Consider the following 22,462-nt stretch of genomic DNA (forward strand, 5'->3'; position numbering starts at 1 on the left):
TGGCACCTCTCAGTGGAGGGTGTAGCCGCCGTCGATCACGACCACTGAGCCGGTCATGAAACTGGAGGCGTCGGAGGCGAGGTACACGACCGTCGGCGCGATCTCTTCGGGCGCCGCGTACCGCTGCATCGGGGCGTCGTCGATCCAGCGAGCCTTGAACTGTGGCTCGTCGACCGGCGCCATCTCGGTCTTCACGTAACCGGGGGCAACCGCATTCACCCGGATGTTCAACGGCGCCCACTCCGCGGCCAGCGACTTGGTGAGCTGGTGCACCGCCGCCTTGGACGCGTTGTAGGCCGGCTGCCACTGCGGCCGGTTCACGATTTGCGCCGAGATCGATCCCACGTTGACGATCGAACCGCCACCCACCGTGGTGAAATGGCGGGCCGCTTCCTGACTGAGCTTCCACAGACCGTCGACATTCGTCGCGAACACGGCGTCCCACTCGTCATCCGGTACGTCGAGCGCCGGCCGGTGGACACAGGCGCCGGCGTTGTTCACCAGAATGTCGAACCGCCCGGTCGCCTGCAGCGCCGCCGCGATGGCGGCCTGCCCGGACGCCCGATCGTTGACGTCGAGACCGAGACCGACGACGGTCCGTCCGGTCGCCGCGGCGAGCTCCTCGGCAGCTCGCTTCGACGCAGCCGCATCGCGTGCGCCGATCACCACGTCCGCCCCGGCCTCGGCCAACCCTCTCGCAAACGCGAACCCAAGCCCCCGGTATCCACCGGTCACCAACGCCGTACGCCCAGCTAACGAGAACTTGTCCAGGATGCCCATCGCACCATTGTCACGGGTCGCCGCCGCCCCCGGTTAGGCTCGGAAGATGCGGATCTCGGTTTCGTCGGACATGGATGAGCCTGTGGCGCGCGCGCTCGTCGCGGACCTGCGAGTGCGCGGACACGAGGTTGTCGAGTACGGCGCTTTGAAGCCGGGCGACGACCCGCAATGGGCCGTGTGTTCCGAGGCCGCGGCGCGCGAGGTCGGCGACGGCACCGCGGACCAGGCGGTCGTGTGCTGCTGGACCGGCACAGGTGCGTCGATCGCGGCCAACAAGGTGCCAGGGGTACGCGCCGCGCTCTGCACCGACGCCTACACCGCCGACGGCGCCCGCCGCTGGAACGACGCCAACGTACTGGCGCTCAGCCTGCGACTGACTTCAGTACCCCTCCTCAAGGAGATCCTCGACGCCTGGTTCGCCGCCGAGCCCAGCCAGGACCAAGAAGACCGCAAGAACGTAGAACACGTCAGCAAGTAAGCCCAGGCAAACGCCCAGGTCAGGACCTAGTCAGCAAAACGAAGGCCCGGACCTGATGGTCCGGGCCTTCTTCCGTAGCGGGGGCAGGATTTGAACCTGCGACCTCTGGGTTATGAGCCCAGCGAGCTACCGAGCTGCTCCACCCCGCGTCGTTGTGTCTTTAGTTTAGAGGATCCGGGCCGAGCAACCAAATCGGTTCCCGGTGCGGCGAAAACCCGTGTCTGTGGGCGGCTCCGCGGCGTACCGTCCGGAGTATGTCCCGACACGTCGTCCGCCCGTTCGAGGAGGCGGATCTGCCGGCCGCGGCCGGCCTGCTCGCCCAGCGGCACAGGACGCATCGCAAGCGTCACCCGCTGCTTCCCGCCGACTACGAAGACGAGCGGCTGGCGCTCACCGAGGTCACCGCGGCCTGGGAGACCGAAGGCGCGTCCGGAGCCGTCATGGTGGAGGCCGGCGAGGTCACCGGTTACTTGCTCGCAGCACCTAAACCGTCGCCGACCTGGGGGCCGAACGTCTGGGTCGAGGCCGCCGGTCACGCGGTACGTGAGCCAGAACACATCCGCGACCTGTACGGCGCTGCCGCCGAAAGCTGGGTCGACGCCGGCCGCACCGCGCACTACGTCCTCGTGCCCGACGACGCGGAGCTGATCGACGCGTGGTTCCGGCTTGCGTTCGGCTCGCAGCACGCGCACGCGGTGCGCGCCGTACCCACGACGCCAACTGCTCCACCCCAGGATCTCGTCGTACGCCGGGCGACGCGCGCGGACATCCCTGTACTCGCGGAGCTCGATCTCGTACTGCCCCAGCACCAGGGGCGGTCGCCGGTGTTCTCGTCGGGCGAGGTGCCGACGCTGGAGGAGGCGGTGGCCGACTGGGAGGAGTCGATCGACGACCACGACTACGCCACGTTCGTTGCCTCGTACAACGGTGAGGTCATCGGCTCGTCGGTGGGCTGCTCGCTGGACAAGTCGAGCGCGCACAGCGGGCTGGCGAAGCCGGACAACGCGGGATTCCTCGGTTTCGCGGCCGTGTTGCCGTCGGCGCGCGGACGCGGTGCGGGACGGGCGCTGGGCGAGGCCGTACTGCAGTGGTCGGCGGAGACCGGGTACACGTCAGTGGTGACGGATTGGCGGGTGACGAACCTGCTGTCCTCGCGAACCTGGCCGCGGCTCGGGTTCCGGCAGACGTTCCACCGCCTGCACCGGCTGATCGGGCACTGATCGGGCCGGTTGTCCACAGGTTCGAATTCGCCGGTCCGGACGAGGGCCGATCAGTGCACCTTCTTGGACACGAAAGGCGTCTCGCACCCGGCGGGACGCCACCGGTCCCAGGAGGCTGTCATGTCACGTTCATCGTTTGTATCGTCCGCCCGTCGTATCGTGACCGGGAGCGTGGTGGTCCTGGCCTGCCTCTGCCTCGCGACGACCGCCGACGCGGCAACCGCGGCGACGTACTCCGCCGTATCCGGATCCCCATCGACCGAGCAGAGGGCTGACACCTTGGACGGCTTCGTGATCGAGAACCTGCCCGACGGCATCGGCACGCCGAGCGACTTCGAGTACGAGTGGGAGGACGTGTCGTTCCACAGCCGGGTCTGGGAGACCGGCCCGGACGAAAACGGCGCGTTCAAGGTCGACCTGACGGTGAAGACGATCCGTGGTGAGAAGCTCACCGACCTCGAGGCCTTGAAGGACTTCCTCGTGGCGTACGAGGAGCGGGATCCGGGCTGGCAGCTCACCCCGGTCAAGGTCGGTGGGTACGACGGCCTGTTCGCGGGCGACGAGGTGTTCTACTTCGTCGAACCGGGCGTCGCGGCCGAGGTGACGATCGACCACGACCGCTTCACCGACGAGGACGTGCTCGACACCGCGGCCGGGTTCCACCCGGAAGCATCCTGATGCCGTAGGCAACCACCCCGGACAGACGAACGGGGCGGCGACCCGACTGGTGTCGGTGTCGCCGCCCCGGGAGTGCCCTACGGGTCAGCCGCCCGCTGACGGTGTTGTCGACGGTGTCGTCGACGACGACGGACTGCCGGACGGTTTCGGTGTGGGCGTAGGCGTGACAGCCGCACCGGCAGATGCCCGGTCGAGCGCCTGCTTCATCTGGTTCAGCTGGTTCTGGTACTCGGCGAGGTTGCCCTTCTTGAGGGCGTCCTGTGCCCGCGTCCAGGCGGCCTGTGCATCGGCGAGGGCCTGTTTCACCGTCTGGTTCGTCTGTGCCGGTGGGTTCTTGGTGCCCGGCGGGTTCTCGCCCGTGTCGACGTTGGTGTTGAACACCTTGCCAAGGGCTTCCTGCAACGTCGAGCCGTAGGCGACGTTGTCCCCGAAGGACACCAGGACGTAGCGCAGGACGGGGTAGTTACCCGGCCCGCTGGTCCGCGACGAGTAGACCGGCTGGACGTAGAGCAAGCCACCACCGAGCGGCAGTGTCAGCAGGTTTCCGAACTGGGCTCTGGCGCCGCTGTTCTGCTGGTTGATCGGCAGCAACGCCGCTCTGATGCCTTCGTCGGTCTGGAACTTGTTGTACACCTGCCCCGGACCAGGCACCTGCAGGTTCGCCGGCAATCGAAGTATTCGGAACTTGCCGTAGTCCGGGGAGGTCGCCTCGGAGTCGACAGCCATGAATGCCGTGAGGTTCTCCCGTTCACCGTTCGGTACGTAGACCGACGTCAGCGAGAACTTCGGATCGCTCTGGTCCGGCATCCGCAACGAGAGGTAGAAGGGAGGCTGACTGATTTGACTGGACGAGTCGCTGCCGGTCGCCACCGCGGTCGGGTCGGCCGGAACGCGCCACAGGTCGCTGTTCTGGTACCAGGTGCCGGCGTCCTGCACGTGGTACTTCGCGAGCAGGTCGCGCTGCACCTTGAACATGTCCTCCGGGTAGCGCAGGTGTGCCATCAGCGCCGGGGAGATGTCCGAGCGCGGCTTCACCGTGCCCGGGAAGGCCTTCATCCAGGTCTTCAGCACCGGGTCCTTGTCGTCCCAGGCGTACAGCTCGACCGAGCCGTCGAACGCGTTGACGACCGCCTTGACCGAGTTCCGGATGTAGTTGATCTTCTCGCTCGGCTGCTGGGCGATCGTGCCGCGCCCGGTCGTGGTGTCCCGGGTGCTGGTGTCCAGGCCGACCTTCTCGGAGTACGGGTAGTTGTCCGAGGTGGTGTAGCCGTCGACGATCCAGACCACCTGGCCGTCGACGACCGCCGGGTACGGGTCGCCGTCCGGCGTCAGCCACGGCGCGGCCTTTTCGACCCGCTCGCGCGGGGTGCGGTCGTAGAGGATCTTCGAGTCGGCGTTCACCCGGCTGGACAGCAGGATGTTCGCGTCCCGGAACTTGGTTGCGTAGAGCAACCGATTGAAGAACGAGCCGACCTTGACCCCACCCTTGCCGTTGTAGGTGTTCAGCGTCGGGTCGCCGCCCTTGGTGCCTTCCGGGGTGTCCAGCTCGACCGGCGCGGAGCCCGCCGGCGCACCGACGATCGAGTAGTCCGGCGACTGCTCACCGAAGTAGATCCGCGGTTCGTAGTCGCCGAGCTGCCCCTGCGGTGGCAGGTCCTTCTCGGTCCAGACCGGCGTGCCGTCGGTGGCCCGCTGGTTCCCGTTCGCGGCGACCACGCCGTAGCCGTGGGTGTAGACCGTGTGGTCGTTGTTCCAGTTCCGCTGACCGGCCGGCAGCCGGTCGATCTGGACCTCCCGGGCCGCGATGACGGTGTCCTGGGATTTGTCCTTGATCCGGTACCGGTCGACGTCGAGGTCGGTCGGGAAGGAGTAGAACCCACGGACCTGCTGCAACTGCTCGAAGGTCGGACCGATCACCGTCGGGTCGATCAGCCGGATGCCGGGCAGGACGTCCGCGTCCGCGGTGAGCTCACTCGGCTGAGCCGTGCTCTTCGCCTGATACTCGGTGATCTCCGTGTTCTCGAGGTTGTACGCCTGGCGCGTGGCCGCGATGTTCTTGCTGATGTACGGCCCTTCCTTCACCGGCTCGCTCGGGCGGACCCGCAACTGCTGCAGGGCGGCCGGCCAGAGCGCACCGAGGAGGATCGCCGAGAGGATCAGTACGACCGTGCCGACGCCGGGAAGCAGCCAGGTCCGGCGCACCACATTCGCGAAGAACAGGCCGGCGCAGAGAACCGCGATGACTGCCAGGATCTCCTTGCTCGGCAGGATCGCGTTGTCGCCGGTGTAGGAGATACCGGTGAAGAGCCTTCCGTCGTTGGTCGTGAGGCCGTAGCGGTCGAGCCAGTAGCTGAACGCCTTGAGCAGCACGAGCAGCCCCAGCAACACCGAGAACTGCACCTGCGCCGCGCCGGAGGCCTTCTGCCCCTTGGCCGACGGGCGGAATCCGCCGTACAGGTAGTGCGTGATGATGGCAGCCACCAGCGACAGCAGCACGATCGAATAGCCGAAGCCGAGCAGCACGCGCAGCCACGGGTAGTCGAAGACGAAGAACGAGATGTCTTTGTTGAAGTGCTGGTCGGTGACGCCGAACGGTGTGCGGTTCTTCCACGCCAGGAAGGTCTTCCACTCCCCCGACGCTGCCGAGCCGCCGAAGATCAGCATCAGCGTGGCGACCACACCGACCGCGATCTTCCCGTGCTGCTGGAGCAGATCGCCGTACCGCTCGAATCCTGGGCTCGGCGACGGTGCGAGCGCGACCCGCGGACGGGTGCGGAACGCAACGACGACGTTCGCGACGACGGCGACCGCCATCAGCAGGCCGACCACCACGAACAGCAGCACCCGCGTGCCGAGCACCGTGCTGAACACCGAGCCCAGGTCCACCGACCTATACCAGAGCCGCTGGGTCCAGACGTCGGTGAAGACACTGAAGAGGATCAGCAGCACGATCAGTGTCGCGATCGTCGGCAGCAGCGCGCGCGGACGGCCGCCCGGCCGTCGCATCCTCCGGGCGGGCGGCTCCTCAGGCATGTCGTAGACGCCGTCGCTCATGGTCGCTTCTCCTCGTCGTCGCTCACGCCGTCGACCCCAGGACCTTCGCCCGACCGGCTGCCGGCCGAAGGTTCGAATGTCAATGACAGTACTTCGCACAGCGTGGGGACCAAGTCGGCGCCGGTGAGCACTGCACTGTCCTCGTCATGTGCGCGCAACCGGACCGCGCCGAAACGGTCCCCGTCACGCAGCACGGCCGCGACCATCCGGACCTCGTGCCGGCGCGGATCGCTACCGGCCAGCCGGGCGAGGTCGGCGTCCGACTCGACGCTGGACAGGCCGGACTCTGCCGCCGCGGGCAGCACGATCCGCTCGATCGCCAGGGCGCAGCCGGCGACTCCGTCAGGCCACTCGATCCGGCCCAGCGTGTCGGCGAGGTTTTCGTCGTCGACGCCACCGGGAAGCTCGCCCTGGGCCACCGGGGTCAGTGGCTGGGAGGCGTCCTCGGCGCCGAGTTCGGCGGCCAGTTGGGGTTCGGCGCGGAGCAGTTCGGCGGTCGGGACCAGCGCGAACAACTGCGCGGGCTGGTCCCAGCCCGCGCCGCTCACGTGCTTCTCGATCTCGACCACCGCGCGGCTGAGCGCGTCAGGAGGCAGCGTGCCTACGGAATCCATGCCGGCTGTTCTTCCCTTCGGCTCGCCGGTTCGTTCAGGTTGCTCACTGGCTGCACGACGGGACGTCCCCCTTGCCGGTGGTGACCGCCTGCAGGGCGCTGATCGCGTCCTTCAGCGTGCTGATCTTCACCAACTGGATGCCATTGACGTCCGCGTGCAACGCGGCCTCACAGTTCGGCGCCGGGACCAGGAAGATGGTGGCGCCGTCGTTCTTGGCGCCGGCGATCTTCTGCTGGATGCCGCCGATCGCGCCGACCTGGCCGAGTGCGTCGATCGTGCCCGTGCCGGCGACGTGCTTGCCGTTCAGCAGTGCGCCCGGCGTCAGCTTGTCGTAGATGGCCAGCGCGAACGCAGTGCCCGCGCTCGGGCCGCCGATGTCCTGGCCGAGGTTGACCGTCACCTTCACCTGCGAGTCGACACCGATCGTGATCCCGACCATCGGACGGGTCTCCTCGCCGGGCGTCGCGGCGGTCTTCAGCTCGACGGTCTGCTCGGCGGTGCCGCGCCGGATCAGGAAGACGACGCTCTGGCCGACCTTGTGTTTGCGGACGAACTCACCGACCTGCGGGACCTGCGTCACGGCCTGGCCGTCGACGGCCAGGATCAGGTCACCGGGCTTCAGCTTGCCCTCGGCCGGCGACTTGTCCGCGACCGTCGACACCTTCGTGTGGAACGGGACGTTCGCCGCCTGCAGCGCCGCCGCGACCGCACTGTCCTGGGACCCGGTCATCTCCGCGGTGTTCTGCTGTTCGACCTCGTCGGCGCTCTGGCTCGGCGGATAGATGATGTCGCGCGGGAACAAGTCGTGGTGCGGGTCGAGCCAGTTCCGCATCGCCTGCGGAAGCGTCAACTGCCGGTCCGGCGAAGTCACCGACACCGTGGTCAGGTCCAGCTGGCCCGACGTCGGGAAGGTCTCGTGGCCGGTGATCTCGATGACCGGCTTGCTCTTCGCCGATCCGAGCGTGTCCTTGACCGGTCCGGGGCTGAACGAGACGAACGGCACCGGGAACGCGGTCACCAGCCCCAACGAGACGACGAGCACGACGATCGAGGTGACCAATGTGGCGGTACGACGTGTCACGAACCCTGCCCTGCGATCTTGGTGGAGCCGGAGCCACGGTCCTCGGAGACCGGCTGATGGTTACGACGACCCAGGCCCCGCCGGCGTTCCGGAGTGGCCCGCGGGCCCGGCGCGGCGAGCGCTGCGTTGAAGCGGCGGAACTCGTCCACCGACGCGAAAGGGCCACCGGACCGGCGTGGCTCACGGGTGCGCCAGCCGCGCCAGGCTGCCCAGCACATCGCGAGCAGCGTGGCGACCAGCGGGAACGCCAGCCACGCCAAAACCTTCATCCGGCCACCTTCATGCGCCCAGCGTACGGGTCAGTGAGCGCCGACCCACTCGCTGCCACCGTCGGCGAAGTGCTGGTGTTTCCAAATCGGGACCTCTGCCTTGAGGTCGTCGATCAGCTGCCGGCAGGCCGCGAAGGCGACATCGCGGTGCGATGCGGCCACCGCGACGATCACCGCGGCGTCCCCGATGACGAGGTCTCCGGTCCGGTGAACGGCCGCCAGCGCAGTCACCGCGGGGTCGTCACAAACACGCTGCGCGACCTTCCGGAGATGCTCGATCGCGTCCGGATGCGCCTCGTAGCTGAGCCGGTCGACCGGCTTCTCCTGGTCGTGGTTGCGCACAGTGCCGATGAAAAGCGCAGTTCCACCCGCCGTCGGATCGGCGACAGCAGCCAGCACCTCGTCGCTCGACAACGCGCCGTCGCGGATGTCCAGCAGCCTGATCGCGTCGCTCATCGCTTCCTCATTCCCGCCGGGTCCCCCACCTGCAGACCACACCATTCCATTCCCCGCAGCGCAATTCTCCCTCCAACCCCGCATTTCCCCGACACCGCCTACCGCTTCGGCGTCAACGGGCGCTGCGCTGTGTGTCCCGGCGTATACCGGGAGAGACTGTTGCCCTCTTCACCTAGTTGCCGGACCGTCCCCCGGCTCAGCTCGCGGCGAACACCAGGCGTGAACAGTTCACCGGGCGCGGAACTCGTGGATCGAACCAGTACGTTTGGAGTAGTACGCCCCACCCGCACAGGAAGGCCCTCCGATGAGCGACGAACCGGAAAACCCGGACAACCCCTTCAAGGGCACGCCGTTCGAGGCCATGTTCCAGCAGTTCTCCGGTGCGGCCGGCGCGGGCGGCACCCCGGACCTGAACGCGATCTTCGCGCAGGTCCAGCAACTGCTCAGCGGTTCGGCCGACGGCAAGCCGGTGAACTGGGACCTGGCCAAGGACATCGCCCGCAAGACGGTCTCCGCCGCCGGGGACCGGTCGATGACCGCGACCGACGGCGACCGGGTCGCCGACGCGGTCCGGCTCGCCGAGCACTGGCTGGACGACGCGACCACATTGCCCGAGGTCTCCGCGACCTCGCAGGCGTGGAGCCGCGCCGAGTGGGTCGAGAACACGCTCCCGGTCTGGCAGACCATCGTCGACCCGGTGGCCGAGCACGTCGCCGGTGCGATGGGCAACGCGCTGCCCGCCGAGGCGCAGCAGTTCGCCGGTCCGATGGCCGGGATGCTGCGGCAACTGGGCGGCTCGGTGTTCGGCGCCCAGGTCGGGCAGGGCCTCGGCGAGCTCGCCGGCGAAGTGGTCAGCTCGTCCGACATCGGCCTGCCGCTCGGCCCGACCGGTCAGGCAATCCTGCTGCCGGACAACGTCGCGAAGTTCGCCGAGGGTCTGGGGCTGACCGACGAGGACGTCCGGCTGTACCTGGCGCTCCGCGAGGTCGCCCACCAGCGGCTGTACGCCGGTGTCCCGTGGTTGCGGCAGCACCTGCTCGCCGCGGTCGCCGACTACGCGGCCGGGATCGAGGTCGACACCGGCAAGATCGAGCGCGCGATGGCCGACATCGACCCGCAGAACCCGGAAGCCATGCAGGAGGCCCTCGCCGGCGGTCTCTTCGAGCCCGAGGACTCCGAGCAGCAGAAGGCTGCCCTGGTCCGCCTCGAGACCACACTCGCCCTGGTCGAAGGCTGGGTCGACGACGTCGTACGCGAAGCCACCAAGGACCGGATGCCCGCCGCCGTTCAGCTCTCCGAGACGGTACGCCGCCGCCGCGCCGCCGGAGGCCCCGCCGAGCAGACGTTCGCCACCCTGGTCGGTCTCCAACTCCGCCCGCGCCGCCTCCGCGACGCCGCCAACCTCTGGGCAGCCGTCCGCGACGCCCGCGGTGTCGAAGGCCGCGACAACCTGTGGTCCCACCCCGACCTGATGCCCAGCACCAGCGACCTCGACGACCCCATCGGCTTCGCCCAACACGCCGGCGAACTAGCCAACATCGACATCACCGACTTCCTGGACGACCCCGCCGACCCCTCTGACCCTCAGGACAACTCCGGCGACACCCCCAAGTAGCTGACGCACGGGATCGTGCCGGTGGGTCCCGGGTGTGTGGCGGGAGATGGCGCACGGGACACTGGGGGCATGCTTCGTGGGGACGCGGTTCGGGTTTTGGAGGGGTGGGAGGCGCCGGATCCTGGGCAGGAGGAGTTGCGGGTGCACTACCTGCGGCACTTGGCTGAGCATGCGGATGGGATGTGGCGGACGTGTCGGCCGGAGCATGTGACAGCCAGTGCGCTGGTAGTTGATGGGCTCGGCGAGAAGACGCTGCTGACGTTGCACAAGACCGTCGGCCGCTGGCTTCAGCTCGGTGGGCATTGCGAGCCCGGCGACACCACGCTGGCCGGCGCGGCGCTCCGTGAAGCAACCGAGGAGTCCGGTTTGACCGGTCTGACGGTCAGCTCGCAGCCCCTCCAGCTCTCACGCCACCTACTTGAAGCGGGCGGATGCGCCGACGCGTACCACCTCGACGTCCAGTTCCTGGTGACGGCAACTACGGACACGCAGTACGTCGTCAGCGACGAGTCGGACGACCTCGCCTGGTTCGCCCTCGACGCTCTCCCACAGGACACGGACACAAGCGTCCAAGCCCTCGCGGCGCGCGCACTTCAGCGCATACCCCAACTCTGACAGGGATTCGCGGACAAAACCTGTGGGCCGGCCCAAGTCAGCCGGCCCACCTCCCCACCACAGAGCACCCCCACCCCGCTCTGCTTCCCCCACCGATACCGCTCCCCGTGCCCCCGAATGGCATTGCTTCCCCGTAATCCCCGCTGTTACTGCTCCCCGTGCGTACTCCCCCGTGCCCCGTCGCTTCAGCATCCCCGGTGAACCGCCGCTGTCACGGCTCCCCGCTTGCGTTACGTCCCCGTTGGTGTTGCGTCCCCGTGACCCGTTGCTCAGCGTGACCCGTGAGCCGCCGCTACCGCTGCTCCCCCGTGCGTACCCCCGTGCCCCCGTTCATTCAGCGTCCCCGTCAACCCCCGCCGTTACTGCTCCCCCGTTCGCGGTGGCTCCGCCGTGCTCCGTTGGTTCAGCCTCCCCCGGTGAACCGCCGCTGCCGCGGCTCCCCCGCTTGCGATGCTTCCCCGTTGGTGTTGCGTCCCCGTTGGTGTTGCGTCCCCGTGACCCGTTGCTCAGCGTTCCCCGTGAACCGCCGCGACCGCTGCTCCCCCGCGCGTACCCCCGTGCCCCCGTTCATTCAGCGTCCCCGTGAACCCCCGCCGTTACTGCTCCCCCGTTCGCGGTGGCTCCGCCTGCTCCGTTGGTTCAGCGTCCCCCGGTGAACCGCCGCTGCCGCTGCTCCCCCCGCTTGCGATGGTTCCCCGTTGGTGTTGCGTCCCCCGTGCCTCTTCGCCGTTGTCGGCGCGGTCCCCGTTGTGTTGCCGCCGCATCCCCCCGATGCGGCTGGGTTCGTCGCGTACCGCCCCTGAACGGCATCGGCGAGGTGTGCCGGGCTTCCCCCGAAGTCCCTGCTGCATGGTGAACGAGCGGCCGAGAAGAAGGTGACGGCTCAGGAGTGACGAAGTATGGATCTTGTCGCGTCCCAACCCTCAAGCCCCGGATCCAGTCGCGCTAAGTCAGCATTCGATCGCAGACGGTGCCAACCAGGCCCGACCGCGACGGCGTGCCGACGGGGCTTGCGGGCTTCCAGTTCGGCGAGTGGCGTGTCGAAAGTGGGTGCGAGTTCGCCCACCCAGTCCGCGACAGGCACACTCACGCCGATCGCCGCCACCGTGCCGTCCTCGGCGGGCGTCACCGCGACATCGGCGTGCGCAAGCGCCCGGAACAACTTGCCGATCAACAGCCCCGGCAGATCAGGCACGTCGTACGACACCGCAACGACTGCCGCAGCCGGCCCGGCGAGCTCCACCGCGTGCAGCACGGGCCTCGCAGGATCGACGGCGTACGTCGGCGTTCCGGGCCAGGTCAACGCGCTCATCTCGGCCACGGCCCTGTCGTCACCAGCAACCGCGACGGCGACCTCGACCCGGTCCAGAGCGGCCAGCACCTCGTACGTGTCCTCGGCCAACGCCAGCCGCCACGCGTCGGGATCCCGGCCCGGCGGCGCCCACGTACCATGGCCTGGTACGACGACGACAACGACTCGGCGATCCGTCATGCGGGAGCGCTCAGGTCGTACGCGTCGCGGGCGGCCGCAACCTCGGGCATGTGCCCGTCGGCCCAGGACTTGATGGCGGAGATGAGGGGCATCAGCGTGCCGCCCAGCGGTGAGAGTTCGTAGTCGACGCGGACCGGCACCGACGGGGTGACCGAGCGCGTCAGCAGGCCGTCCCGTTCCAACGAGCGCAGCGTCTGGGTGAGCATCTTCTGGCTGACTCCGGCGATCCGGCGGGACAGGTCGGAGTACCGCTGGGGGCCGTCAGCGAGCGCCGTCAGCACGAGCGTCACCCACTTGTCGCTGATCCGGTCGAGCAGCTGCCGAGCCGGGCAGGTCGCCAGGAACGAGTCGTACTCGCGGGCAGCGTCCTCCCGGCGTTGGGCGGCGGTACGGGTCGGCATGGCTCTCCTCCTCGTGCGGTACGCACTCCGAAGTACGTACTTCCCACCAGAGAGTAGCTCTCCCACAGTGGTGCGCTCACACCCACGAATCAAGGAGAGAACGATATGCGCGCACTGGTAGCCCGGCGGCTCGACGGGCCGGACACGATCGAGCTGATCGAGACCGACGTACCCGAGCCGGCCGCGGGCCAGGTACGGATCAGGGTGACCGCGGCGGCGGTCAACCCGGTGGACCTGGCGGTCAGCAGCGGCGCCCCGGTCGACTACGGCCTGACGGCAGCGCGGGAGCAGTACGGCCTCGGCTGGGACGTCGCCGGCGTTGTGGATGCCGTCGGACCAGGTGCTCAGTTTCAGCGCGGCACCCCGGTCGTCGGCGTGGCTGACCTGCTGGCGCAGACCCTCAAGACGCATGCGGAGTACGTCGTACTCAACGCAGACACAGTCACTCCGGCCCCACAGGGCATGGAGCTCGAGAGCGCAGCAACGTACGGACTGAACGGCCTCACAGCCCTGCAGGCGGTCAAAGCGATCCGTGGCGAGACCGTACTCATCACGGGAGCCGCAGGCGGCGTCGGCGGCTACGCCGTCGAACTGGCCAGCACCTAGACAAGACAGTCATCGCCAGCGCATCAGCGGCCGACGAAGAGCTCGTACGTCAACTCGGCGCGGACCACTTCGTCGACCGCAACCACGACCTGGCAGCTGCGGTACGACGAATCGCACCGATAGGCGTTGACGGCGTGGTGGACGCAGCGATCGTCGGAATCGGTGCACAGGAAGCAGTCCGCAACGGAGGCCAACACGTTCACCTGCTAGGCGGTCCGCGACCCCCTCACCTGAGAGGCATCACGGTGGAGCAACTATTCATCCACGCGAACCGCAAGGAGCTGGAGGAGCTCACACGTCTCGTAGAAACCAAGGTGATCTCAACGCGGGTCGCCGACACCTACGAGCTCAGCAACGCCCTGCAGGCCTACAAACGACTCGCGGAGGGAGGGGTCCGCGGTCGTCTGGTACTGATGCCGTAGGCATCAAGCGATCGCCGACAACTCAGTAGTAATGAGGCCGAGCCGCAGAGCGGTCATGATCGCGTTGGCACGATTGGTAGCGCCCAACTTCTCGTACAGCCGGGCGACGTAGGTCTTCGCTGTCGACAGGCTCACGTACATCGAGCCCGCGATGGCCGGGACAGACTGGCCGGTCGCCAGCAACGACAGAACTTCCTGCTCCCTCGGGCTCAGTGCGAGGGAGCAGACAGTCGGCAGGGTGGCCTGTCCCCGCCGGGCGAGAGCCGACGCGAGGCCTGTCGCGGTGAAGGACGCCGCCGCCACAGCGGCATGCCGGATCGCCCCGAGCACCTCGGTGTTCGGGGCGGTCTTGGCCACGAACGCGGACACCCCGGTCTCCAGCGCGCGGAAGAGAACGTCGTCCTCGTCGTGCGACGTCAGTACGACGATGCCGAGCGACGAGTGCCGATCGCGTAACTCCCGGGCGAGCCGAAGGCCGTCGGCGTCCGGTAGCACCACGTCGAGCACCACGACATCCGGATGAGTGGCCGCGATCCGGGCGGGCGCCTCCGCGGCGAGACCGCACTCGCCGACGACGGTGATCTCCGCGTCGGCGCTGACAAGTCCGACGAGCCCGTATCTGGTCAGGGTGTGGCCGTCGACAACGACGACCGAGATTGGTCCGCTCATGATCTGCCCCCGTGGAAGCCCCAGCGCAACGTGACGACTATCACGTGCTGTAATGATCATCGGACATGCGTCACAGGTTGTTACGCCGATCACTCTGGGTGTTTTTAATCTAAACGCCCTAAACACCTGGTTACCAAGTTGCGAACTCAACCAACCAGGGCGCCGTACCAGGAAGCCACCGGCGCCGCCGCGAAGAGGGCCAACAGAACCCCACCGATCATGAACGGCCCGAACGGCAGCGCAGTCTTCCGCCCGCCCCGTCCGAGGGCCAGCACGGCGATACCCACGAGCGCGCCGAGTACGAACGCGACGAAGGCGCCGACGAAGAACGCCTGCCACGACAGGAACGCCAATACCCCGCCCACGAGGCCGGCCAACTTGACGTCCCCCCACCCCATACCGGCCGGATACACGAGCACCAGCGACATGTAGAACGCGAACAACATCGCCCCGCCGATCACGGCCCGAGCGAACGCTCCCCAGTCGTGCCCCCACGCCGCGGCGCCGGCCAACAACCCCAGGAGGATCGGGTACGACGGCGCGACGATTGCGTTCGGCAACCGCCGTACGTCGAGATCGATCAACGCCAACGCAATCCCCGCACCCGTGAACCACAGGTACGCCGGCAGCGCTGCACCGACCCCGACCCGCAACGCGACCGCGGCGAACAGCACCCCGGTCGCCAACTCGACCAACGGATACCTCACGCTGATCGGCAGCCGGCAGTCGGCACACCTCCCGCGCAACAGGATCCACCCCAACACCGGAGCGTTGTGCCTGGACCGCACCAAACTCCCACACCGCGGACAATGCGACGGCGGCCGAACCACAGACTCCCCCCGCGGCACGCGATACACCACGACGTTCAGGAAGGATCCGACCAGCAGCCCCAGAACGCCGGCGAACGCGGCAATCATCCCGGCCTCGACCAACTGAGCACGGTGACCTGCCGATGCCCAGGACTCGGCGCCATCGGGTTCGTGTCGACGAGTGCGACCTTCGACCGCAGGACCGGCGTACCGCCCGTCGAACAAGGCCCTGCACCGGAGCAGATGTAGGCGGACAAGTACAGGCTGAACACGAACCCAGGCGAGTCGTCAGGCACCTCGATCACCACGCCGCCGTACGAGAAGCTGCCTGTCTCCTTGACCCAGAGCGATCTCGAGATGACCCCGAACCGGAACACCTGCTCCTGTGCGTTGTTGAGAGTGATGTCCAAGGCCGCCTTCGGCGTGTACGTCGTACCCTGCACATAGAACTTGTTCCCCGGGTCACCGGTCGACGTCAGGAGGGCGCAAGAGGTCGTGTGCTGGCCGTTGCGGGTGTACGGACCGGTCGCGATGCAGCCGCTGCCGGCTCGCAGGGTCGGCGGCAGGAAGGTGAGCTCGAGCTTGAGGCTGTCCACCCGCTCGATCCCCGCGTGCTTCACCGTTGCCGAGTAAGCCAGCGTGGTGGTGCTGAGTGTTCCGGCGTTCACCAGTTGCGCCAGTTGGCCTGTCCCGCCTTGTGACACGTCCAGCGAGTCGGTGTGCATGGCGGTGTCGCCGTAGGACGGGACGGTGACCGTGAACGGCGTACCGCCGGTCGGACTGACCTGCACCGACAGGCTGTCTTGTGTCGAGCCGGCCGTGTTCCCGTGGACGGCAACGAGCTTCGCGGAGGTGAGGATGGAACCCACCGGAATGGGAGTGGTGGGCTGATAGCCGGTGACGGTCACTGTGCCCGTCTGTTGGTTGTTTCCGTTCTTGGTCCAGGTCGCGCTCTGACCGTCCGTCTGGCCGATCCAGCCGGCGTTGGTGAAGGTGCCGGCGTTGGCAACTCCGGACATCGTCAGTGCGCTCGACCCGGTCCACGCCACCGGAGAGTCGGCGCCAGTCGTCTGCCCGTAGACCGCGACCGGCGCCTTGTTGGTGTGGTACGAGCCGCAGATCTCGGACTGACCGGCGCCGACGATCAGTTGACTGTCCCCACCGAAGATGAACTGGACGCCGACCGCGTTGGCGTTGCTGATCGGGTTGTCACAGGCGCCCGGGATCGTTGGCGGCACCGACGGTTGGGCGATCGGGGTGCCGGCGCCGTTGACCGGGGTCCCGGCGACGAGGTAACCGTCGTCGATCGTCCAGGTGTCAAGGCCGGAAGGCAGCAGCGGGTTCGGGTTGGTGCCGCCGTTGCGGAAGTCGAAGTAGTACGTGCCGGGCTTGAACCACCAGACGCTGTGCCTGCATTGGCTGTTGCCGTGCATCATGGTGGTCAGTCCGACCGCGTCGTCGTAGGTGCCCGGCTCGAAGACGACGACCGAGTTGGCTGTCGTGCAGCTGGGCAGCGCACGGTGCACCGGGACCGATGCAGCGTCGGACACGTAGTTGGGGTCGTCGCCGAGCTGGTTGCTCGCGTTGCCGATGTTGCAGGTGGGCGGCGGGCTGCTCTGGATCGACCCGCTGCAGGAGGTCCGTGCCGCGACGACGGCGTTCGTGTTGAGACTGCCGTTCACCACGTTGATGTTCGAGTTGGAGAACACGTTGCCGTGGACCCGGAACGTCGAGCCGGTGTTCTGGGTGATGTTCAGGCCGTCTTCGGACGTCCTGCCGAGAGTCAGGATCGCGTTGCCGGGGCGGTTGCAGTTCGACAGGGACGGGCACTGGATCAGGACCTGCTTGGGGTCGGCTTGGCAGGTTACCGCGGCCGAGTTCGTGCCGTAGAAGTTACTCAGTTGAAGGGTGTCGCTGGTACCGAAGCAGTTCTGCCCGGCGTTGTCGTTGTAGTTGCTGTTCCGGAGGTTGTTGATCGCGGCCTGCATCGCGCCGTCGGCGTTGTACGTATCGGATACCTGCGAGCGCAGACCCACAGTGGTCCGGACGCTGGTGTCGGACAGCGTCAGCAACGCACTCAGGCTGAGCGCGATCACGGTGATCACGATCAGCGCCAGGACCAGTGCCGCCCCGTCATCGTTGGTGATGCGCTTCCTCATTGTTGCCTCCGCTGACCGTTGAGAGTGACCGCGTAGTCCGCAGCGGATCCCTTCGTAACCTGGAAGGTCAGCGAGATCTGGCTCGGTACTGCGGACGCCTCGCAAGTGCTCGAACAGGTCACGGCCACGCTCCCCGGCTTCACGTTGTGCGCCAGTACGACATCGCTCCCGGGCGTGATCGCCGGCCCGATGCACTTGATCCGGTGCAACTCGCTGACGGCGCCCGCCGGAAGCAGGTAATAGGCGACGACATCCGTCGTAGGGTCGGTCTGCGGCACGCCTTGCCAGGCGTCCGAGAGCAGCCGCAGTACGGCAACCGGAGTCGTCGAGGTCCCGCAGGTGTATCCGCCGGCGTTGTATGCGGCATTCAGCTGGACGGACTGCTTGAACGGTACCGAGTTCGCGTTGATCGAAGCCCAGTCGCGCAGGCCGACCTCGGCGACGTCGCGGGCGAAGTACGACGAACTGATCTGTGCGTCGTGCGACAACTCGAGCCGGTTCGAGGTTTCGGCCGTGTTGTGGAAGGCGCCGATGACGACATTCGCCAGCGGTACGACGATCACTGCGAGGATCGCGACAGCGACGAGCAGTTCGACCAGGGTGAATCCGTCGTCGGGATGGCGTACGCGGGTCAACATGACGTGTCCAGTCCGCACGGCTTCCGCAGTACGACGGTCACTCGCTCGCTCGCGCGGCCGTCGTTGCTCGCGACCTGGAGAATCAGCCGCTGCAGACCGAGATCGGTGGCGCAGCTGGTCTGCCACGAGCTGCCGCTCCAGTACCTGACCGAGCCGGCGACGACCGATTTCGTGTAGCCGGTGGGGACGGTGAACGACGGCAGGTTGTACGGCGTGATCGATCCACAGCTGTCCACATAGTTGCCATTGGCTACGAAAGTCTGGATCGCCTCGGCGTAGTCGCGGACGGCCGTGCCGGCGGTCGCCTGCTTGCGGTGTACGTCGGAGACCAACACGCTGGTGACCAGACCGGCCATGATTGCGACCACCGCGATTCCCATGATCGCGACTGCTATCAGCAACTCCAGCAGGGATTCTCCACTCTCGTCCGTGGTCATGACTGGACCTGGCGGAAGATGCCGTACATCGCGGAGACCAGGGCGACGGCGACGAAGCCGACGATGATGCCCATGACGACGATGACGAGGGGTTCGAAGAGGCCGATGAGTTTCTTGAGTTTGTAGTCCAGTTCGCCCTCGTAGTACGCGGCGGTGACTTCCAGTTGCGTGTCCAGCGTCCCGGTCTCCTCGCCTACGCGCATCATCTGCGCGGCGGTCTTCGGGAACAGCTTGGTCGCGGCGAGTGGACGGGCGAGGCCCTCACCCTCCAACAGGGCCTCACCCGCCACGCCGAGGGATCGCCGGAAGACCAGGTTCGGCAATGAACCGGTGGCGACCCGCAGAGCCTCCGGGAGTTGTACGCCCGCGCCGACCATCGACGACAGGATGCGGCAGAAGCGCTCGACCAGCGCGAACTGGATCGTCCCGCCGAGGACCGGCAGCGCGAGGAACACCCTGTCCCGCAGATACCGGCCGCCTTGGGTCTGCACGACGCTGAAGATCAACAGTGCAAGTACGGCCGCGCCGCCGGCCAAGGCCCACCACCACGCGGCGAAGAAGTCGGTGACGGCGAGCAGCATGCGCGTCGGCAGCGGCAGCGTGGCGTGCAGGCTCGCGAAGAAGGCCTTGAACTGCGGCAGCACGAACGCGGCGAGGACGATGACCGTGACCATCGACATCACCGCGACGACGGACGGGTAGATCATGGCCTGCTTGACCTTGCGCCGCGCCTCCAGGTCCCGTTCCAGATATCTCGCCAGTTGCCCGAGTACGGTGTCGAGCTGACCGCTCAGCTCGGCCGAGCGGAGGATGCCGCGGTAGAACTCCGGGAAGATCTTCGGATGCCGGTCGAAGCAGTCCGAGAGTTTCTCGCCGCCGCGCAATCCGTGCTCGACCTCGCCCATCATGCGCCGTACCGAGGCGTTGTCCGACTCCTCGCCGAGGGAGTGCACGGCGTCGATCAGCGGCATGCCCGCCTTGATGAAGGCACCCAGCTGGCGGGAGAGGTGCATGACCTCCTCGCGCTTGACCCGGCGTGGCGTGATCTCCAACTGCAGGACGCTGCGCTTCTCGGTGACCCGGATGTCGCGCAGTTCGCGTTCGTAGAGCGCGAGCTCGGCGTCCTCACGGCTCTCGGCCTTCGTGGTGCCTCTCGCGACCTGGCCGTTCGGAGCGATCGCGACGTACGCGTATCTGGCCATCGTTCAGCTCCCGACCATGTAGATGGATCGCATGACCTCACCGATGGTGGTGACGCCCTGCCCGACCAGTCGGATGCCCTCCTCGGTCAAGGTGCGCATGCCCTCGTACCTGGCAGCCTTCCGGATCTCGTCGTGGGAGGCGCGGTCAACGATCAGCTCGCGGATCGCGTCCGACACCGGCATCAGCTCGTACACGCCGGTCCGCTCCAGGTATCCGGTGTGGGCGCAGAAGTTGCAGCCTGCGCCGCGGACGAAGCCCTCTGTCGGGAGGCTTCCACCAGCACTGGCGAGGAAGGCCAGCTCTTCCGCCTTCGGTTGGTAGTACTCGCGGCAGTTCGTGCAGATCCGGCGTACCAGGCGCTGCGAGACGACGGCGGTCACCGAGGACGCGATGAGGAAGGTCTCGATCCCCATGTCCAGCAGGCGATGCAGTGCGGTCGCTGCGTCGGTGGCGTGCAGCGAGGACAATACGAAGTGTCCGGTGAGGGCGGACTGTACGGCGATCCGCGCGGTTTCGACATCGCGGACCTCGCCGACCAGGATCACGTCGGGGTCCTGTCGCAGGATCGAGCGCAGCCCGCCGGCGAACGTGATGCCGGCTGCCTCGTTGATCTGGATCTGGTTGATCGAGTCGAAGGTGTACTCGACCGGGTCCTCGATCGTCATGATGTTTCGCTCGGGGTTGTTGATCTCGCCGAGCGATCCGTACAAGGTGGTGGTCTTGCCGCTACCGGTAGGCCCGGCGCAGATCACCATGCCGTACGGCGCCCGCAGCAGACCCGAGTACGTCGCCGCCATGTCGTCCGGCATCCCGAGTTGCTCCAGGCGGTACAGCGGCCGGCTCTTGTCCAGCAGCCGCAGGACGACCTTCTCGCCGCCGACCACAGCGGTCGTCGAAACCCGGATGTCGACCGGGCGGCCCTCGACGTCCATGCTGATCTGACCGTCCTGCGGACGTCGGCGCTCGACGATGTTCAGGTCGGCGAGGATCTTGATCCGGCTGACGACAGCGGGTCCGATCGAGCCCGGAAGCTCGAGTACGTCGTGCAGCGCCCCGTCGATCCGGTACCGGACCCGGACGCGGTCGCCGTGCGGCTCGATGTGGACATCCGAGGCGCGGTCGCGCAGTGCCTGGGTGATGACAAGCTGGACGACCTGTACGACCGGAGCGTCGTCGCTCGCACCGGGCCCGTCGTCACGGAGGTCCTTGCGCACTGCGTCGCGCGCCTCGAAGACCTTGACCCGGTCGTCGATCCCGGTCAGCGCGCGGTACGCCGTACCGATCGCGTGCAGGACGTCGGTCGGCGCCGCGAGCTTGAGGATCACCCGGCGGCCGACGGCTGCCTGCAGTTCCTCGTGCACGCCCGGATCGGCGACCGCGGCCGTGACGATGTCGTCGTGGACTTCCAGCGGTACGGCGACCAGGTAGCGAGCGGTTCGCTCATCGATCAGGGCGGCAGCAGCCGGGTCAGGACTGACGGTCCGCAGGTCGACAAGCTCGAGGTTGCGCTGCTCTGCCAGATGACGGGTTCTGGTCCGCTCGATGTGCAGGTCCTGCTCGGTCGCTGCTGGGAGGACCTCGGCGCGTGGCGCCGGCGCGGCGTGCCGCGGCTCGGGCTGGTTGGGCTTGCGGAGCTTCATGCCGGCACCCCCGCCCGAAGGCGCGGACGTGCCTCGACGTCCTTCGGGTAGAGGCTGCGCGCGACCGCATCGTCGTACGAGACGACTCCGTTCTGCACCAGGGTCGAGAGCGATTGCTCAAGCGTCTGCATGCCGTCGCGCTGGCCGGTGACGACCGAGTTGCGCAGCTGGTGCGTCTTGCCTTCCTTGATCAGGTTGCGGATGGCGGCGTCCGCAACCATCACCTCGTACGCCGCGATCAGGCCGCCGCCGATTCGTGGGATCAACCGTTGGTACACCACGCCGGTGAGGGCTGCGGCCAACTGGACCCGCACCTGCGCCTGCTGCTCGCCAGGAAAGACATCGATGATGCGGCCGAGGGACTGCGCCGTGTCGTTGGTGTGCAACGTGGCGAACACCAGGTGGCCGGTCTCGGCGATGGTGAGGGCGAACCGGATCGACTCCAGGTCGCGCATCTCACCGACCAGCAGGACGTCAGGGTCCTCGCGGAGAGCCGATCGCAGCGCGTCCGGGAAGCTCGCGGTGTCGCTGCCGACCTCGCGCTGGTTCACGGCGGACAGCTTGTGCTCGTGGACGTACTCGATCGGGTCCTCGACCGTGATGATGTGGCAGGCGCGGTCCGAGTTGATCTTGCCGATCATCGCGGCCAGCGTGGTCGACTTGCCGGAACCGGTCGGGCCGGTGACCAGGACCAGGCCTTGGTGCTTGCGCGCGAAGTCGTACAGGATCGGCGGCAGGCCGAGTTCCTCCATCGTCGGAATCTGGCGCGGGATCATCCGGAGGGCGACGGCGGTGTCACCGCGTTGGGTGAACGCGTTGCCGCGGATCCGGGCCTCGTCGCGCCAGGAGAACGAGAAGTCGTGTTCGTGCTTGGTGTTCCAATCGGACGCCTGCTCACGGGTGAGTACTTCGCCGAGCAGCGCGTCGGTGTCGTCGCGGGTCAGGGGGTCCAGGCCGTGAACGGAGTACAGGCTTCCGTGTACGCGGATCTGGGGCGGCATGCCCGCGGTCAACAGGAGGTCGGTGCCGCCCGCGTTCCAGAGCTCTTCGAGCAGCAGGTCAACCCGGCTGCCACGAGCAAGACTGATCATGGTGCTCTCCAGGAGATGGTCGATGGAAACCGGTG

Annotated in this window: 24 protein-coding genes and 1 tRNA gene; 7 read left to right on the forward strand and 18 right to left on the reverse strand. The window is 67.5% G+C overall.

Features of this window, described 5'->3' with window-relative positions; all coding sequences use genetic code 11:
- Window positions 1-9: 9 nt before the first annotated feature.
- Window positions 10-780 carry an SDR family NAD(P)-dependent oxidoreductase gene (locus ACFYRU_RS01350; protein ID WP_387651688.1) on the reverse strand — a complete coding sequence of 257 codons (771 nt, stop codon included), beginning with the start codon at window positions 778-780 and terminating at the stop codon, window positions 10-12.
- A 46-nt stretch (window positions 781-826) separates the two neighbouring features.
- Between ACFYRU_RS01350 and ACFYRU_RS01355 the strand changes: the two genes are divergently transcribed.
- Complete coding sequence (locus ACFYRU_RS01355; RefSeq protein WP_387651690.1) at window positions 827-1,258, forward strand: RpiB/LacA/LacB family sugar-phosphate isomerase; 432 nt, start codon at window positions 827-829, stop codon at window positions 1,256-1,258.
- A gap of 75 nt (window positions 1,259-1,333) precedes the next feature.
- Here ACFYRU_RS01355 and ACFYRU_RS01360 read toward each other — a convergent pair.
- Window positions 1,334-1,407 (reverse strand) — tRNA-Met (locus ACFYRU_RS01360).
- Window positions 1,408-1,512: 105 nt separating this feature from the next.
- Here ACFYRU_RS01360 and ACFYRU_RS01365 point away from each other — a divergent pair.
- Window positions 1,513-2,478 (forward strand): GNAT family N-acetyltransferase, encoded by a 966-nt coding sequence (locus ACFYRU_RS01365; protein ID WP_387651693.1) that lies wholly within the window; start codon window positions 1,513-1,515, stop codon window positions 2,476-2,478.
- A 159-nt stretch (window positions 2,479-2,637) separates the two neighbouring features.
- On the forward strand, window positions 2,638-3,156 hold the full coding sequence (locus ACFYRU_RS01370; RefSeq protein WP_387651695.1) for a hypothetical protein: 519 nt from the start codon (window positions 2,638-2,640) through the stop codon (window positions 3,154-3,156).
- An 84-nt stretch (window positions 3,157-3,240) separates the two neighbouring features.
- Here ACFYRU_RS01370 and ACFYRU_RS01375 read toward each other — a convergent pair whose 3' ends face one another.
- Genes ACFYRU_RS01375 through ACFYRU_RS01395 form a run of 5 tightly spaced genes read right to left on the reverse strand, consistent with a single transcriptional unit; the run spans window position 3,241 to window position 8,630 of the window.
- A complete protein-coding gene (locus tag ACFYRU_RS01375; protein WP_387651698.1) occupies window positions 3,241-6,210 on the reverse strand; it encodes a UPF0182 family protein in 2,970 nt (989 codons plus the stop codon).
- Window positions 6,207-6,824: a PPA1309 family protein gene (locus ACFYRU_RS01380; protein ID WP_387651700.1), complete on the reverse strand. Its 618-nt coding sequence runs from the start codon at window positions 6,822-6,824 to the stop codon at window positions 6,207-6,209. The genes ACFYRU_RS01375 and ACFYRU_RS01380 overlap by 4 nt, the downstream gene beginning before the upstream one ends.
- Window positions 6,825-6,867: 43 nt before the next feature.
- On the reverse strand, window positions 6,868-7,905 hold the full coding sequence (locus tag ACFYRU_RS01385; protein WP_387651703.1) for a PDZ domain-containing protein: 1,038 nt from the start codon (window positions 7,903-7,905) through the stop codon (window positions 6,868-6,870).
- A complete protein-coding gene (locus ACFYRU_RS01390) occupies window positions 7,902-8,174 on the reverse strand; it encodes a hypothetical protein (RefSeq protein WP_387651706.1) in 273 nt (90 codons plus the stop codon). The genes ACFYRU_RS01385 and ACFYRU_RS01390 overlap by 4 nt, the downstream gene beginning before the upstream one ends.
- A gap of 30 nt (window positions 8,175-8,204) precedes the next feature.
- Window positions 8,205-8,630, reverse strand: a complete 426-nt coding sequence (locus ACFYRU_RS01395; protein WP_387651708.1) for a molybdenum cofactor biosynthesis protein MoaE — start codon at window positions 8,628-8,630, stop codon at window positions 8,205-8,207.
- Window positions 8,631-8,934: 304 nt separating this feature from the next.
- On the opposite strand from ACFYRU_RS01395, the gene ACFYRU_RS01400 reads away from it, so the two are divergent.
- Together ACFYRU_RS01400 and ACFYRU_RS01405 are read left to right on the forward strand one after the other, a co-directional pair.
- Window positions 8,935-10,245, forward strand: a complete 1,311-nt coding sequence (locus tag ACFYRU_RS01400; protein WP_387651710.1) for a zinc-dependent metalloprotease — start codon at window positions 8,935-8,937, stop codon at window positions 10,243-10,245.
- Window positions 10,246-10,314: 69 nt separating this feature from the next.
- Window positions 10,315-10,860 (forward strand): NUDIX hydrolase, encoded by a 546-nt coding sequence (locus tag ACFYRU_RS01405; RefSeq protein WP_387651712.1) that lies wholly within the window; start codon window positions 10,315-10,317, stop codon window positions 10,858-10,860.
- Between the two features lie 883 nt (window positions 10,861-11,743).
- Here ACFYRU_RS01405 and ACFYRU_RS01410 read toward each other — a convergent pair.
- Both ACFYRU_RS01410 and ACFYRU_RS01415 read right to left on the reverse strand, forming a co-directional pair.
- Window positions 11,744-12,352: a DUF2064 domain-containing protein gene (locus tag ACFYRU_RS01410; RefSeq protein WP_387651715.1), complete on the reverse strand. Its 609-nt coding sequence runs from the start codon at window positions 12,350-12,352 to the stop codon at window positions 11,744-11,746.
- Window positions 12,349-12,753, reverse strand: coding sequence for a winged helix-turn-helix transcriptional regulator (locus tag ACFYRU_RS01415; protein ID WP_387651716.1), 405 nt, complete (start codon window positions 12,751-12,753; stop codon window positions 12,349-12,351). The genes ACFYRU_RS01410 and ACFYRU_RS01415 overlap by 4 nt, the downstream gene beginning before the upstream one ends.
- Window positions 12,754-12,858: 105 nt before the next feature.
- On the opposite strand from ACFYRU_RS01415, the gene ACFYRU_RS01420 reads away from it, so the two are divergent.
- The gene (locus ACFYRU_RS01420) at window positions 12,859-13,359 is read left to right on the forward strand and encodes an alcohol dehydrogenase catalytic domain-containing protein (protein ID WP_387651719.1); all 501 of its coding nucleotides are present in this window, start codon (window positions 12,859-12,861) and stop codon (window positions 13,357-13,359) included.
- Between the two features lie 23 nt (window positions 13,360-13,382).
- Here the strand turns inward: ACFYRU_RS01420 and ACFYRU_RS01425 are convergent, their stop codons facing one another.
- Entirely contained in the window at window positions 13,383-13,556 is a 174-nt protein-coding gene (locus ACFYRU_RS01425) for a hypothetical protein (protein WP_387651721.1), read from the reverse strand.
- Between ACFYRU_RS01425 and ACFYRU_RS01430 the strand changes: the two genes are divergently transcribed.
- A complete protein-coding gene (locus tag ACFYRU_RS01430; RefSeq protein ID WP_387657972.1) occupies window positions 13,470-13,781 on the forward strand; it encodes a zinc-binding dehydrogenase in 312 nt (103 codons plus the stop codon). The two genes, ACFYRU_RS01425 and ACFYRU_RS01430, sit on opposite strands and share 87 nt — an antisense overlap.
- A gap of 3 nt (window positions 13,782-13,784) precedes the next feature.
- Here ACFYRU_RS01430 and ACFYRU_RS01435 read toward each other — a convergent pair whose 3' ends face one another.
- The 8 genes from ACFYRU_RS01435 to ACFYRU_RS01470 form a co-directional block, all read right to left on the reverse strand.
- Window positions 13,785-14,450 (reverse strand): response regulator, encoded by a 666-nt coding sequence (locus tag ACFYRU_RS01435; RefSeq protein ID WP_387651723.1) that lies wholly within the window; start codon window positions 14,448-14,450, stop codon window positions 13,785-13,787.
- 146 nt (window positions 14,451-14,596) lie between these two features.
- Window positions 14,597-15,367 (reverse strand): prepilin peptidase, encoded by a 771-nt coding sequence (locus tag ACFYRU_RS01440; RefSeq protein WP_387657975.1) that lies wholly within the window; start codon window positions 15,365-15,367, stop codon window positions 14,597-14,599.
- A complete protein-coding gene (locus ACFYRU_RS01445; RefSeq protein ID WP_387651725.1) occupies window positions 15,364-17,418 on the reverse strand; it encodes a hypothetical protein in 2,055 nt (684 codons plus the stop codon). The genes ACFYRU_RS01440 and ACFYRU_RS01445 overlap by 4 nt, the downstream gene beginning before the upstream one ends.
- Window positions 17,415-18,056, reverse strand: coding sequence for a type II secretion system protein J (locus tag ACFYRU_RS01450; RefSeq protein ID WP_387651727.1), 642 nt, complete (start codon window positions 18,054-18,056; stop codon window positions 17,415-17,417). Before ACFYRU_RS01450 ends, ACFYRU_RS01445 begins: the two co-directional genes overlap by 4 nt.
- Window positions 18,050-18,493, reverse strand: a complete 444-nt coding sequence (locus ACFYRU_RS01455; protein ID WP_387651730.1) for a prepilin-type N-terminal cleavage/methylation domain-containing protein — start codon at window positions 18,491-18,493, stop codon at window positions 18,050-18,052. The genes ACFYRU_RS01450 and ACFYRU_RS01455 overlap by 7 nt, the downstream gene beginning before the upstream one ends.
- Entirely contained in the window at window positions 18,490-19,695 is a 1,206-nt protein-coding gene (locus ACFYRU_RS01460) for a type II secretion system F family protein (RefSeq protein ID WP_387651732.1), read from the reverse strand. The genes ACFYRU_RS01455 and ACFYRU_RS01460 overlap by 4 nt, the downstream gene beginning before the upstream one ends.
- 3 nt (window positions 19,696-19,698) lie before the next feature.
- On the reverse strand, window positions 19,699-21,336 hold the full coding sequence (locus ACFYRU_RS01465; protein ID WP_387651734.1) for a GspE/PulE family protein: 1,638 nt from the start codon (window positions 21,334-21,336) through the stop codon (window positions 19,699-19,701).
- The gene (locus ACFYRU_RS01470) at window positions 21,333-22,427 is read right to left on the reverse strand and encodes a type IV pilus twitching motility protein PilT (protein ID WP_387651736.1); all 1,095 of its coding nucleotides are present in this window, start codon (window positions 22,425-22,427) and stop codon (window positions 21,333-21,335) included. The genes ACFYRU_RS01465 and ACFYRU_RS01470 overlap by 4 nt, the downstream gene beginning before the upstream one ends.
- Window positions 22,428-22,462: the final 35 nt, after the last annotated feature.

It is taken from the genome of Kribbella sp. NPDC004536 (assembly GCF_042873835.1).
Classification (GTDB): Bacteria; Actinomycetota; Actinomycetes; order Propionibacteriales; family Kribbellaceae; genus Kribbella.